The 13,749-nt window shown below is 73.5% G+C and carries 13 protein-coding genes; 7 read left to right on the top strand and 6 right to left on the bottom strand.

Going from position 1 to position 13,749, the window contains the following annotated elements; genetic code table 11:
• Nucleotides 1–14 precede the first annotated feature (14 nt).
• From fusA to RLT58_RS03305, 4 genes are all read right to left on the bottom strand, one after another.
• On the bottom strand, nt 15–2,117 hold the full coding sequence (gene fusA / locus RLT58_RS03320; RefSeq protein WP_311308858.1) for an elongation factor G: 2,103 nt from the start codon (nt 2,115–2,117) through the stop codon (nt 15–17).
• 153 nt (nt 2,118–2,270) lie between these two features.
• On the bottom strand, nt 2,271–2,408 hold the full coding sequence (locus tag RLT58_RS03315; protein ID WP_311308857.1) for a hypothetical protein: 138 nt from the start codon (nt 2,406–2,408) through the stop codon (nt 2,271–2,273).
• Between the two features lie 47 nt (nt 2,409–2,455).
• Entirely contained in the window at nt 2,456–2,767 is a 312-nt protein-coding gene (locus tag RLT58_RS03310) for a hypothetical protein (protein ID WP_311308856.1), read from the bottom strand.
• Nucleotides 2,768–2,870: 103 nt separating this feature from the next.
• Complete coding sequence (locus tag RLT58_RS03305) at nt 2,871–3,776, bottom strand: DUF2510 domain-containing protein (protein WP_311308855.1); 906 nt, start codon at nt 3,774–3,776, stop codon at nt 2,871–2,873.
• 132 nt (nt 3,777–3,908) lie between these two features.
• Here RLT58_RS03305 and RLT58_RS03300 point away from each other — a divergent pair, with 132 nt between their 5' ends.
• The 7 genes from RLT58_RS03300 (at nt 3,909) to RLT58_RS03270 (ending at nt 10,722) form a co-directional block, all read left to right on the top strand.
• Entirely contained in the window at nt 3,909–4,688 is a 780-nt protein-coding gene (locus RLT58_RS03300; RefSeq protein ID WP_311308854.1) for a crotonase/enoyl-CoA hydratase family protein, read from the top strand.
• Nucleotides 4,689–4,836: 148 nt separating this feature from the next.
• Complete coding sequence (locus tag RLT58_RS03295; RefSeq protein ID WP_311308853.1) at nt 4,837–5,577, top strand: class I SAM-dependent methyltransferase; 741 nt, start codon at nt 4,837–4,839, stop codon at nt 5,575–5,577.
• 126 nt (nt 5,578–5,703) lie between these two features.
• The gene (locus tag RLT58_RS03290; protein ID WP_311308852.1) at nt 5,704–6,747 is read left to right on the top strand and encodes a S66 family peptidase; all 1,044 of its coding nucleotides are present in this window, start codon (nt 5,704–5,706) and stop codon (nt 6,745–6,747) included.
• Between the two features lie 129 nt (nt 6,748–6,876).
• On the top strand, nt 6,877–7,608 hold the full coding sequence (locus RLT58_RS03285; protein WP_311308851.1) for a FadR/GntR family transcriptional regulator: 732 nt from the start codon (nt 6,877–6,879) through the stop codon (nt 7,606–7,608).
• A gap of 179 nt (nt 7,609–7,787) precedes the next feature.
• The gene (locus RLT58_RS03280; protein ID WP_311308850.1) at nt 7,788–8,555 is read left to right on the top strand and encodes a (Fe-S)-binding protein; all 768 of its coding nucleotides are present in this window, start codon (nt 7,788–7,790) and stop codon (nt 8,553–8,555) included.
• Nucleotides 8,552–10,093: a lactate utilization protein B gene (locus RLT58_RS03275; protein ID WP_311308849.1), complete on the top strand. Its 1,542-nt coding sequence runs from the start codon at nt 8,552–8,554 to the stop codon at nt 10,091–10,093. Before RLT58_RS03280 ends, RLT58_RS03275 begins: the two co-directional genes overlap by 4 nt.
• Nucleotides 10,090–10,722: a LutC/YkgG family protein gene (locus RLT58_RS03270; protein WP_311308848.1), complete on the top strand. Its 633-nt coding sequence runs from the start codon at nt 10,090–10,092 to the stop codon at nt 10,720–10,722. Before RLT58_RS03275 ends, RLT58_RS03270 begins: the two co-directional genes overlap by 4 nt.
• A gap of 45 nt (nt 10,723–10,767) precedes the next feature.
• Here RLT58_RS03270 and RLT58_RS03265 read toward each other — a convergent pair whose 3' ends face one another.
• The gene (locus tag RLT58_RS03265) at nt 10,768–12,678 is read right to left on the bottom strand and encodes a DUF2264 domain-containing protein (RefSeq protein WP_311308847.1); all 1,911 of its coding nucleotides are present in this window, start codon (nt 12,676–12,678) and stop codon (nt 10,768–10,770) included.
• Entirely contained in the window at nt 12,675–13,715 is a 1,041-nt protein-coding gene (locus RLT58_RS03260) for a hydroxyacid dehydrogenase (RefSeq protein WP_311308846.1), read from the bottom strand. Before RLT58_RS03260 ends, RLT58_RS03265 begins: the two co-directional genes overlap by 4 nt.
• Between the last annotated feature and the right edge of the window lie 34 nt (nt 13,716–13,749).

The following is a 13,749-nucleotide window of genomic DNA, read 5'->3' as shown; positions in this document are numbered from 1 at the left end:
ACCGGCCCTGCGCGCTATCCGGCCGCGGCCGTGCCGGACACCGAGGCCGGGGCCCGGTCGTAGCCGGTGGCCCGGGTGGTGAACGTCCCCCGGCCCTGCGTCCGGCTGCGCAGCCGGGTCGCGTAGCCGAACAGCTCGGCCAGCGGGACGGTCGCGGTGATCACCACCGTGCCGGCCCGCGCGGTGGAGCCGGACACCCGGCCGCGCCGCGCGGCCAGATCACCGAGCACCCCGCCGACGGCGTCGTCGGGCACGGTGGCCGTGAGCTCGACCACCGGTTCCAGCAGCGCCGTCGCACCGGCACGCAGCGCCTCCCGCAGGGCGAACCTGCCGGCGGTGCGGAACGCCATCTCCGAGGAGTCCTTGGGATGGGTGGAGCCGTCGGTCAGCGTCACCCGCACCCCGGTCACCGGATGCCCGCCGAGCGGGCCCTCCACCAGGGCGTCCCGGCAGCCGGCCTCGACCGCGCGGACGTACTCCTGCGGCACCCGGCCGCCGACGACCGCCGAGCGGAACACGAAGTCCGCCGCCGCGCTCTCCCCGTCGTCCCCGCCGGTGGCTTCCAGCGGCTCGACGTCGATGACCACATGCGCGAACTGCCCGGCCCCGCCGTCCTGTTTGACATGCCGGTAGACCAGACCCGATACCCCGCGCACCGGCGTCTCCCGGTAGGCGACCTGCGGCCGGCCGACCCGGAGTTCCAGCACGTGGGCGCGGCGGATCTTCTCCGCGGCCACCTCCAGATGCAGTTCGCCCATGCCCGAGAGCACGGTCTGACCCGTCTCGGGGTCCGTCCGTACCGCGAGCGACGGGTCCTCCTCGGCCAGCCGGACCAGCGCGGCCATCAGCCGCTCCGTGTCGGTGCTCCGCCGCGCCTCGACCGCCACCGAGACGACCGGTTCGGCCACCGCGGGCGGTTCGAGGACGAGCGGGGCGTCCGGAGCGCACAGGGTGGCGCCGGCCCGGGCGGACTTGGGCCCGATGACCGCGACGATGTCCCCGGCCACCGCCGTGTCGACATCGACATGGCGGTCCGCCCGGACCCGCAGGATGCGGCCGATGCGTTCGCTGCGCCGCGTGCCGGCGTCCAGCACCGTCTCCCCCTTCCGTACCGTTCCCGAGTACACCCGCAGATAGGTCAGCCGGCCCGTCGCGGTCGCGTTGACCTTGAACGCGAGCGCGGCGAACGGCGCCGCCGGATCGGCCGCCCGCTCCTGCTCCGTGTCGCCGGACATCCCGCGCACGGGCGGTACGTCCAGCGGCGAGGGGAGATACGCCACGACCGCTTCCAGCAGTGGTTCGACCCCGCGGTTGCGGTAGGCCGAGCCGCACAGCACCACGACGCCGTCACCGGTCCGGGTCAGATCACGCAGGGCCCCGGCGAGCGTCCGCCCGGAGAGCTCCGACCGGTCGCAGAACTCCTCCAGCGCGGCCGGGTGCAGCTCGGCCACCGTCTCCTCCAGCAGCCTCCGGCGCCGGCGCGCCTCGTCCCGCAGCGCATCGGGCACCTCCCTCTCCTCGTACGTGTCCCGGCCGTCGGCCCAGACGAGGGCCCGCATGCGCAGCAGATCGACCACGCCGGCGAACGCGTCCTCGCGGCCGATGGGCAGCTGGACCACGAGCGGGACCGTGTGCAGCCGGTCGAGGATCGACGCCACCGCCGTGTCGAGGTCGGCGCCCGCCCGGTCCAGCTTGTTCACGAAGGCGATACGCGGCACGGCGTGCCGGTCGGCCTGGCGCCACACGGACTCGCTCTGCGGTTCCACCCCGGCGACCGCGTCGAACACGGCGATCGCACCGTCCAGCACCCGCAGCGAACGCTCGACCTCGTCGGCGAAGTCGACGTGCCCCGGAGTGTCGATCAGATTGATCCGGTGGCCCGCCCAGGTGCAGCTGACGGCGGCGGCGAAGATGGTGATGCCGCGGTCGCGTTCCTGGGAGTCGAAGTCGGTGACGGTCGTGCCGTCGTGGACCTCGCCGCGTTTGTGGGTGGTACCGGTGGCGTAGAGGATCCGCTCGGTGACGGTGGTCTTGCCGGCGTCGACGTGGGCGAGGATGCCCAGGTTGCGCACGTCGTCGAGCGCGTTGGTGAGGTGACGGTGCAGTTCGGTACGCACGGTCCGTGGCCTTTCGGGGTGATCCAGAAGGAGACGGCGCGATACCCCGGACGGGCGGCCCGGTCGGGGGCCGCGGGAACCCCGCCCCGCGCACGGCGGACAGCGCCGCTGTCGCGTGGACGGTCCGTCAGAAGACGGAAGGAGAAGAGGGGTTCAGATCGTCACGAGGGTCCGGGGCCGGCCGCGCAGCCGGCGCCGGGCGGCCGTGGACACCAGGATCACCTCGTACCGCGACAGGGGAACGACGACAGCGGTGCGGTAGCGCACGGCAGCTCTCCCCTCGATGGTCACGGCGCACACGGCGGGGCGAACTCCCGGCGTGTGCTGGCGCGGTGAGTCTAGGGAACGAAGGGAGTGCGGGGGAACCGGTTTTCCGGCCGGGCGGCGTCGCGGTGCGTGGCGCGGCGGGCGCGGGGCTTCCAGGTACGGCAGTGGCGCAGCGCGCTCCGGCCGCAGCCGCGCCACTCGGCGGGGGAGACCCCCGTGCCCTGACCGGTACGGGTGATCAGGGCATTGACCGGGGTCAGCGGGTCCAGGGCCATGGTGCGGGCCAGCAGGACCCCGAGGACCAGCGGGCCCAGGGTGACGGCCAGGGTGGTGCCGGTGCCGGCCATGTGCCGCATGCGGGGACGGGGTGCGTCGGGAGCCATGGCTCCATTCCAGCGGCGGCCGACCGGCACGGGATCGGGCGACGTACTCAGAACGCACGGCCCGGGTACTCACCCGGGCCGTGCGGCGCCCCCCGCGGCGGGACTACGCCGTGGTGCCGGGGCCGGAACCGGTGCCCGACGCGGCCTTGATGCCCTTGGTGATCCGGTCCAGGACGGACAGGGCGGGTGCCTTGGGATTGATGTCGAAGCCGGAGCGCACGAGGATGATCGTGTCCGGGGCGTGCGGCGAGGGGAAGGCCAGGGACTCCACGTAGCCGTCGTCGCCGTTCTTCGTCACGACCTTCCAGCGCACCCGGTAGCCCTGCTGGCCGGCCACCGTGACCGCCTCGGACTTCAGCTGCTGGTGCGAGGTGATGCCGCCGTAGATCTTCTCGCCGTACGACTCCTCGGCGTTGGTGGAGATGTCCTTCTCGGCGGTGGCCTTAGCCGTGGAGGTGGTGAGCTTCAGCGCCGCGGCCGGTGCGGAGAACACTCCGCCGCGTACGCACTGCTCGTCGGAGTCGCCGGGGCAGGCGTACGTGCCCGTGGTCACGCCGGCGCCCATGCCGGACTCGCCCTTCCAGCCGTCGGGGACCGGGATGCTGATGCCGCTGGCCATGTCCGTCGCATAGCCGTCCTCGGTCTGCGGCTGCTGCTGTCCGGGGCTCTCCTCGCCGCCGCCGTTCCCGCCGCTGTCACCGCGCCCGCCCGGTGCGCCGGGCGGGCGGGAGGGATCGGGGGAGGGGGACGGCGAGGCGGACGGGGACGACACGGTGTCCGACTTCCCGGAGTCGTCCGTCAGCAGGTACACACCGCCGCCGATGGCGGCGAGGACCACGACGGCCGCGGTGATGCCGGCGCCGATGCGGATCCGCCGGCTGCGGACCGCGGCCGGCGGGACCCGCAGATGGTCGGTCCACTGGGTGCCGTCCCACCAGCGTTCCTGGAGGGGGCCAAATCCTGAATACCCGGGGTCTGGATGCCAGCCGGGAGGGCTCGTCTGCGTCACGGCAGCCACCGTAGCCGTACTGCGTGAGAATCATATGAATCGGCTGAGGGCTGCCTGCCAGGATGCCGGGGTACCACCGGCGGGCGCACGGCCCGCCGCCGTGTCCGACCGGCACCCGTGGAAAGGCGCACGATGAGCGAGAGTCCCGCCGTACGGATCGAACGCGACGGCCCCGTCCTCACGGTGATCCTGTCCCGTCCCGGGGTCCGCAACGCCGTGGACGGCCCGACGGCGCGTCAGCTCGCCGACGCCTTCCGCGCGTTCGACGCCGCCCCGGATGCCTCGGTCGCCGTGCTGTGGGGCGAGGGAGGCACCTTCTGCGCGGGCGCGGACCTCAAGTCCATCGGCACGGAGCGCGGTAACGCCGTGACCGCCGAGGGGGACGGGCCGATGGGGCCCACCCGGCTGCGGCTCGGCAAGCCCGTCATAGCGGCGGTCGCCGGGCACGCGGTGGCCGGCGGTCTCGAGCTGGCCGCCTGGTGCGATCTGCGGGTCGCCGAACAGGACGCCGTGTTCGGGGTGTTCTGCCGCCGCTGGGGCGTTCCGCTGGTGGACGGCGGGACCGTGCGGCTGCCGAGGCTCATCGGGGAGAGCCGGGCCATGGACATGATCCTCACCGGCCGGGCCGTCCCGGCCCCGGAGGCGTACGCCATGGGGCTGGTCAACCGGCTCGTCCCCGTCGGCCGGTCCCGCCCGGCGGCGGAGGAGCTGGCCAGGGAGCTCGCGGCCTTCCCCCAGCTCTGTCTGCGCCACGACCGGCTCTCCGTGCGCGAACAGCACGGTCTGAGCGAGCCGGACGCCCTCGCGGCGGAGTACCGGCACGGGCTGGTGCCCCTGACGTCGGGGGAGACGCAGGCGGGGGCCGACCGCTTCGGTGCCGGTGCGGGCCGGCACGGAACCTTCACGGACTGACCCTTCGCGGACCGAATCCTTCGCGCACCGAACTGGGGCGTCTTTTGGTCTAGACAACTGGAGGGACGGTCGCTAGCATCCGCCGACAGGGCGCGGCGGAGCCGACCTCCCGCCGCCCGGCTGATCGTTTCGCCAGGAATGAGGGCCCATGGAAGCGACCGCTCCCGACCGTCGTTTCGCCGAGGACTACCGGCTCGCCCGGGAGATACCGCGTGACGGGCTCACCGCGTGGCGGGCGGCCGTCGCGGCGGAGGTGGACCTCGGGCCCGGCGCGACCGTGCTGGACGTCGGCGCGGGCACGGGTGCCTTCTCCTCGGCGTTCGCCGACTGGTTCGGCGTACGCGTCCTGGCGGTCGAACCGGCCGACGCCATGCGGGACCTGATCCCGCGTACCGCTCTGATCGAGCCCCTTGACGGACGCGCCGAGGCGCTTCCCGTGCCGGACGGCTGCGCGGACGCGGCCTGGCTGGGCTCGGTCGTCCACCACATCGCTGATCTGCCCGCGGCGGCACGGGAGTTGCGCAGGGCGCTGAAGCCCGGCGCCCCGGTGCTCGTGCGCAACTCGTTCCCCGGCCGGTGCGCACGGGATCTGCGGGTGCGTTTCTTCCCCGGGGCCGAGCGCATCGTCGAGGGGTATCCGACCGTCGAGGAGACGTGCGCCGCCTTCGCCGCCGCCGGTTTCGCCCGGGTCGCCCTGCATGCGGTGCCGCAGGAGAGCGCGCCGAGCCTCGCCGCGTTCGCCGACCGGATACGGCGCGACACCGACGCGAAGCTGCGGAACCTGGACGACGAGGAGTTCGAGCGGGGCATGCGACGGCTGCGTCGCGCGGCGGCGCAGGAGCCGGACCGGCCGGCCGTCAGCTGGATGGACCTGCTCGTCCTGGCCTGACCCGGGCCGACGCCCGTACGCAGGTCCTTCGCCGTCCCTGCGCCGGTCGCACGGCCGTCGGACGCCGGCCGGCCGGCGCCCGTAATCCGGCGGACGGCCCGCCGCTGTCCCGTCTACGCTCGGCGGATGACTGCCGCCATATACCCCGCCAAGCCCCTGCCCGGTGACCGCGTCGCCATCCTGTCGCCTTCGTCCGGACTCCCCGGCATCCTCCCGCTGCCGTACGAACTGGGCCTGCGCAGACTCCGGGACGACTTCGGTCTCGAACCCGTGGAGTACCCCTGCACCCGCAAGATGGGCTCCACCCCGCAGGAGCGGGCCGCCGACATCCACGCGGCCTTCGCCGACCCCACCATCAAGGCGGTCATCGCCAGCATCGGCGGCGACGACCAGATCACCGTGCTGCCCCACCTGGACCGGGAACTGCTGCGGGCCCACCCCAAGCCGTTCTTCGGCTACAGCGACAACACCAACCTGCTGGTGTTCCTCGACCGCCTCGGCATCGTCGGCTACCACGGCGGATCGGTGATGGTCGAGCTCGGACGCCCCGGGTCCCTGCACCCGCTGACCGCCGAGTCCCTGCGCGCCGCGCTGTTCACCCGGGGCGAGTACGAACTGACCCCGGCGAAGGACACCGGCAGCATCGGCGGCCGCTGGGAGGACCCGCGCACCTTCGAGCGCGAGCCCGACACGCTGCCCGCCGACGCCTGGATCTGGCACCACGCCGACCGGGTGGTGGAGGGTGCGAGCTGGGGCGGCAACCTGGAGATCCTGTCCTGGCTGCTGATGGCCGACCGGGAGATCCGGCCGGCCGAGGAGTACGCGGGGCGGGTGCTGTTCCTGGAGACCTCCGAGGAACTGCCGAGCGGCGACGAGGTGTACCGGATCCTGCGGAACATGGGCGAGCGGGGCCTCCTGCGGCAGTTCCCCGCCCTGCTCATGGCGCGCGCCAAGAACTGGTCCTTCGAACAGCCGCTGGAGACCGCCGCCGGTGAGGCGTACCGCGCGGGGCAGCGGGCGGCGGTGCTGCGCGCCCTGAGCGAGTACGCCCCCGACACCATGGCCGTCCTCGACGTCGACTTCGGCCACACCTGCCCCCAGCTGATCATTCCGTACGGCGGACAGGTGCGGGTGGACGGTCCGGCCCGGCGCATCGTCGTCACGTACTGAAGCCACGGCGCAGGGAGGGAGCGGCCCCACCGCTTTCTGGTCCGACCACATACCGTGTGTGACATAGTGGGAGGTTCTGACAGGACTGGTCGGTGAGGGAACGGCTCCGGCCGAGGCAGGTGGTGGCGGATGCCCGTCGAATGGCAGCCCGTACGGCAGTCTCGCACGCATGAGCTGGTGCTCCAGAGCATCGAGCAGCGCGTCTTCGCCGGTGACCTCAAGGCCGGTGACCGGCTGCCGCCGGAACGGGAGCTCGCCCCGGTCCTCGGGGTGAGCCGCTCCGCCCTGCGGGAGGCGCTGCGGGTGCTGGAGACCATCGGTGTCCTGGTGGCCCAGCCGGGCCGGGGGCCGGACGCCGGTGCGCGCATCGTCCGCAACCCCGACGACGCCCTCGGCCGGCTGCTCCGGCTCCACTTCGCCCTCGGCAGCTACAGCCTGGAGGACGTGCTGGAGGCCCGTGTCACGCTGGAGCGGGCCGGCTTCGAGGCCGCCGCGCGCCATGCCTCCCCGGCCGATCTCGACGAGGCCGGGGAGCTGGTCGTACGGATGGGCGCGCCGGACATCGGCGTGTCCGAGTTCAACGACCTGGACACCCGCTTCCACGTACGCATCGCCCGCAGCTCCGGCAACGAGCTGACCTCCACCCTCACCTCCGCCGTGCGCGAGTCGGTCCTCCCGCTGATCCTGCGCGCGCTCGAAGCCGCGGAGGACTGGCCGGCGACCGCGGCCGCGCTCAACGCCGACCACACCGAACTGCTGCGCCTGGTGCGGGCGGGCCAGGGGGCGCGGGCCGCCGATCTGGTCGAGCGGCACATCCGGGGGCTGCACGGCACGCTGGTCGACGAGAAGCCCCACGCCTGACCCGGGCCCGCGCGAAAGCCGTCGTGGCCGCCCCTTCCCGGGGCGGCCACGACGGCTTTCGCGTACCCGGACGGGCCTCTGTCCCGTTTCGGGTTGAGCGTAGTATGGTCGGACCATAAATCGGCTACCTTCACCCTTCACCCGCAGAACATCACGCAGAGCATTGATCGGGGAGACCCATGCGCATCGGACTCTTCGCCACCTGTCTGGGAGACACGCTCTTCCCCGAGGCGGTGAAATCCACCGCGGTGCTGCTGGCCCGCCTGGGCCACGAGGTGGTCTTCCCGCCGGGCCAGACCTGCTGCGGGCAGATGCACGTCAACACCGGCTACCAGCGCGAACCCGTCCCGCTGGTGCGCAACTTCGCCGAGCAGTTCGGCGACGCCTCCATCGAGGCCGTCGTCATGCCGTCGGGATCGTGCGCCGGATCCGTCCGCCACCAGCACGAGACCGTCGCCGAGCGGTACGGGGACGCGGCGCTGCGCGCGGGCGTGGCCACCGTGAAGGCGAAGACGTACGAGCTGTCGGAGTTCCTCGTGGACGTGCTGGACGCCACCGACGTCGGTGCGTACTTCCCGCACCGGGTCACCTACCACCCGACCTGCCACTCGCTGCGGATGCTCAGGGTCGGCGACAAACCGCTGCGGCTGCTGCGGGCCGTCGACTCGATCGACCTGGTCGAACTCCCCGACGCCGACGCCTGCTGCGGATTCGGCGGCACCTTCGCCGTGAAGAACGCCGACACCTCCACGGCCATGCTCCAGGACAAGATGCGGCACATCGCCACCACCGGCGCCGACGTCTGCACCGCCGGCGACTCGTCCTGTCTGATGCACATCGGCGGCGGTCTCTCCCGGATCCGGTCCGGCACCCGCACCCTGCACCTGGCCCAGATCCTCTCCTCCACCCGCACCTCGCCGCACGTCCTGACGGAGGCCGCCCGATGAGCGAGACGTTTCTCGGCATGCCCGCGACCCCGCCGCGCTCCCCGTACGGCACGGGAAACCTGCGCGGCGACCGGAAGTTCCCCGCTGCCGCCCACGACGAGCTGAACAACGAGCAGCTCCGCCGCAACCTCGGCCGCGCCACCCACACCATCCGCGCCAAACGCCTCCACGTCACCGGCGAACTGCCCGACTGGGAGGAGCTGCGCGACGCCGGATCGGCCATCAAGACCGACACCATGAACCGGCTCCCCGAACTGCTGGAGGAGCTGGAGCGCAACGTCACCGCGCGCGGCGGCACCGTGCACTGGGCGCGCGACGGCGTCGAGGCCAACGAGATCGTCGCCCGGCTGATCCAGGAGACCGGCAGCACCGAGGTGATCAAGGTCAAGTCGATGGCCACGCAGGAGATCGGTCTCAACGAGCACCTGGAAACCCTCGGCATCACCGCGCACGAGACCGACCTCGCCGAACTCATCGTGCAACTGGCCCACGACAAGCCCTCGCACATCCTGGTCCCCGCGATCCACCGCAACCGCGACGAGATCCGGGAGATCTTCCTCAAGGAGATCCCGGGCGTCGACCCGTCCCTCGACAACGTCCCGGCCCACCTGGCCGCCGCCGCCCGCGCCTATCTGCGCGAGAAGTTCATGACGACGAAGGTGGCCGTCTCCGGCGCCAACTTCGGCATCGCCGAGACCGGCACCCTGTCCGTCGTCGAGTCCGAGGGCAACGGCCGCATGTGCCTGACCCTGCCCGACACCCTGATCACCGTCATGGGCATCGAGAAGGTGCTCCCGCGCTACCGGGACCTGGAGGTCTTCCTCCAGCTCCTGCCGCGCTCCTCGACCGGCGAGCGGATGAACCCGTACACCTCGATGTGGACCGGGGTCACCCCCGGCGACGGGCCGGGGACCTTCCATCTGGTCCTCCTCGACAACGGCCGCACCGCCGCCCTCGCCGACCGGATCGGCCGCGAGGCGCTCAACTGCATCCGCTGCTCGGCCTGTCTCAACGTCTGCCCGGTGTACGAGCGCGCAGGCGGCCACGCCTACGGTTCGACGTACCCCGGGCCGATCGGTGCCGTCCTGACCCCGCAGCTCGCCGGCATGGACGCCGCGAAGGGCGACCCCAACAGCTCCCTGCCGTACGCCTCCAGCCTCTGCGGGGCGTGCTTCGACGCCTGCCCGGTGAAGATCGACATCCCGTCCCTGCTGGTCGAGCTCCGCCACCAGCACACCGAGCAGTCCGGCACCACCGCCGAGAAGACCGCCATGAAGGCGGCGGCCGCGGTGATGAAGCGGCCGAAGCTCTACACGGCCGCGCAGAAGGCGGCAGGCCTCGGCCGGGCCCTCGCCGGACGGGACGGCAGGATCACGCGTCTGCCGCCGCCGTTCGACGGCTGGAGCGACAGCCGCGACACCCCCGCCCCGCCCAAGGAGACGTTCCGCGCCTGGCTGGCCTCGGCCGAGGGTGCGGCGACGATGCGCGCCGCCGCCGACGCGCACACCGGCGACCAGCAGCAGGAGGAGGAGAAGTGACGACCGCTCGTGAGACGGTGCTCGGCCGCATCCGGGACGCCCTGGCCCTCGCCCCCACGGCCTCCGCCCCGGTCCCGCGCGCCTACCGCACCGGGCGCACCCTGCCCGACGCGGAGCGGCTGGCCCTGTTCACCGACCGCCTGGTCGACTACAAGGCCCAGGTCCACCCCTGCACCCGCGACCGGACCGCCGAGACCGTCGCCGAGGTGCTGCGGGAACGCGGCGCCCGGCGGATCGGGGTCCCCGCCGGACTCGACCCGCGATGGCTCACCGCCTACGACGGCGAGGTCCAGGAGGACTCCGCGGACATCCCGGCACCCCGGCTCGACGCCCTCGACGGCGTCGTCACCGCGTCGGCCGCCGGCTGCGCCGAGACCGGCACCATCTTCCTGGACGGATCGCCCGACCAGGGGCGGCGGGCCCTGTCCCTGGTGCCCGACCTCCATGTCTGCGTCGTCGATCTCTCGGCCGTGCGGGTGGGGGTGCCGGAGGCGGTCGCCCGGCTGGTGCCGGAGCGGCCCACGACCCTGATCAGCGGGCCGTCGGCCACCTCCGACATCGAACTCGAACGCGTCGAGGGCGTCCACGGCCCGCGCACCCTGGCGGTCGTGATCCGTACGGACGCCTAGGGCCCGGGGCGCGTACGGTGGGGGCGCACCCCCCCCGTACGCCGCTCAGCCGTGCGTGACCGTCACCGGTCCGAACGCGATCCGGGTCGTCGACGCGTCCTCGGCCCAGGACACCTCGACCGTGTCCCCGTCGACGTTCACCCCGCTCACCGCCGCGTCGAGCGCGTCCGCGCCCGGCTCCGCGCCGAGCGAGGCCAGCGCCACCAGCGCCACCAGGACCACCGTGCCCTCCGCCTCCGCGCCCAGCCGGGGCACCACCGCCCACGGGGTGTACGCGGTGCCCTGCGGGGCCCGTACCTCGTCGCGGGACTCCCAGCCGTGCAGCCCGTGCAGCGCGGAGGTCACCTGCTCGTCCGGACCGGTCGCCCAGCCCGTCTGCTCCACCCGGGCGCCGTACGGGGCACCGAGCACCCGGTGCACCCGCAGTTCGTACCGGCCGCGCGCCACGGTCACGCTCTCCACCCGCAGCCCCGGCACCATCGGCGCACCGCCCTCGAACACCGGGCGGTGCCAGGACGCGGCCCAGCCCCAGCCGTCACCGCCGCCCGCGCCCAGCGGGCGGATCGCCCGGCGACCGCTGCGGATCCCGGCGACCACCACCGCCAGGTGGTTGTCCGCGCTGTTGGCGCGGGCGGTGGGACCGGTGACCGTCGAGTACGCCTGACGGCTGTAGAGCGGGTCGTCCTGCACCGCCGACTCGCCCTCGTGCGGCCGGACATGGTCGCTGCCGTGGTTGTGCAGCCGGACGATCCCGTCGGCCCGCGTCGACTGCACGAGCAGCCCCGGCTCCGGGAGCGCGAGGACCCGGTCGGGCCCCTCGCTCGGCGCGGGCTCCTCGGTCGCCGTCCACAGCGGGTGGTCCGCGGGGGCGAGCAGCGAGACGAAGGCCTTGGAGGCCCAGTAGGGCGACGCGGGGCCCGAGTAGGGCTGGAGCGTCGCGTCGTGCGGGCCGTGCCAGCCCAGGCTGAGCAGCCCGTCGGTGCCGGTCGCGCCCCGGTCCAGGAAGTAGCGCAGCGCCCCGCTGATCACCCGGCGCGACGCACCCGGTGCGAGCGGGGTGTGCCCGGTCAGCGCCCCCAGCCCGACCGAGGCACCGGCCGCGAACCGGTAGGCCAGCGAACGGCCGAAGTGGATCGGCGCCCCGTCCCCGCCGAACAGCAGCGAGAAGCCCTCCAGATGCTCGCGCAGCCGGCCCCCGTAGAGCGCGGACAGCTCGGCGTCGCCCGACAGATGGGCGTCCAGCACCGGATACAGGTGCAGCGCCCAGCCGTTGTAGTGGTCGAAGGCCCGGCCGTCGCCGTCCGCGTACCAGCCGCCGCCCCGGTACCAGCCCTCCATCAGGTCCTGCGCCCGGTCGCGGGCCCGGGCCGTCTCGGCGTCGCCCCGGCCCACCGACTCCAGGAACCCGGCCACCGAGTAGGGGAACAGATACCAGTTGTTCGGCGCGGGGGAGTGCCGCAGGGCGCCGCGCAGCCACTGTTCGGCCCGGTCCTGGACGGCCGGGTCCAGCCGGTCCCAGAGCCACGGCCTGGTCAGCCGCAGCCCGATGGCCACCGACGCCGACTCCACCATGGGCTGACCGAACACGCTGTGGTCGCGGATCAGCGGCCAGGACTCGGCGTCGTCCCGGCCCGGGGTGCGGGTGCCGGCGGTGAGCCCGTCCGCGTACCGGCCGAGCCAGCCGTGCGGGTCCTCGCCGTCCGCCCCGGCGACCCGGAAGGCGGCGGCGAGGAACGTGCGCGCGTAGCCTTCGAGGCCGTCGGAGCGGACCCCGGAGCCGGAGGGCCGGCCCGGCAGGTCGAGCAGCGCGCTGCCCGGGGTGGCCCACCGCCAGGCGGCCGACAGCAGTCCGTCCGCCGCCGCCTCCCAGTGCGCGCGGGTGTAGCCGGTGAACGGGCTCGTGGTCCGGTCGTCGGCGGGGAGCTCCAGCGGGGAGTCCGGGTGCGGTGCGCTCATGCGAGAAACGCCAGCCTTTCGCGTCGTACGGGATGGGCGAAGCCGTCGCCCGCGGCCCAGCGTCCGGCCTCGCCCACGGCCAGGTCGACCAGACGCTGCCACTCGTTGCCCTGGGAACCGGCGAGATGCGGGGTGATGAGGGCGTTCTCGCACTCCCACAGGGGATGGCCGGCCGGCAGCGCGTCGGGGTCCGTGACGTCGAGGATCGCCCGGATGCGGCCGAGGCGCAGCACGTCGGTGAGCGCGTCCTGGTCGATGACGGCGCCCCGCGAGGTGTTGAGGAGCACCCCGTCCGGCCGCATGGACATCAGCAGCTCACGGCTGACGAGCCCGCGTGTGGCGGGCAGCAGCGGGGTGTGGACGCTCACCACGTCGCTCAGCGCGAACAGTTCGTCCAGCCCGACCGCCGCGACGCCCAGCGCCTCGGCCTCCGCCTCGGAGACGTACGGATCGTGCAGCAGCACCCGCAGGTCGTAGGGGCGCAGCAGCTCGATCACCCGGCGGCCGATGAGCGAGGCGGACAGGATGCCCACGGTCCGGCCGTAGTTGCCCACCTGGGAAGAGGTGGTCAGCCAGTCGTCGCGCAGGCGTCGCGACCGGTAGTCGCGGGCCCTCTCCAGGGCCCGTTTGCCGGACAGCAGGATCATCGCGACGGTGTACTCGGCGACCGGCAGGGCGTTGGCGGCGGCTGCCGAGGACACCTCGATGCCGCGCTCCCAGCAGGCGTCGGTGATGTGGCCCCGGACGGAGCCCGCGGTGTGCACGACCGCCCGCAGCCGGGGCGCCGAGGCGAGCGCGGCGGCGTCGAGCGGCGGGCAGCCCCAGCCGGTGACCAGGAGTTCGGTGTCCGCGAGCACGGCGCGGGCGCGGTCGGTGGTGAAGTCGTCGAGCACGGGCAGCGGCGCGAGGTCGCAGACCCGCGCGAGCGCGGCCAGCGATCCGGCGTCCAGCAGGGCGTCTGCGGTCTGCGGCCGCATGGCGAGCGCGGCGCGCGGCCGCAGACCCTCGGGTCGTTCGGTCGGTGCGGTGCTGGGCATCTTTCTCCAGGCGAGGGGACGGGAACGGGCTGAC

Source organism: Streptomyces sp. ITFR-16 (assembly GCF_031844705.1).
Classification (GTDB): Bacteria; Actinomycetota; Actinomycetes; order Streptomycetales; family Streptomycetaceae; genus Streptomyces.
Note: the sequence above shows the minus strand (reverse complement) of the source record. Positions and strands in the feature narration are given on the sequence as shown.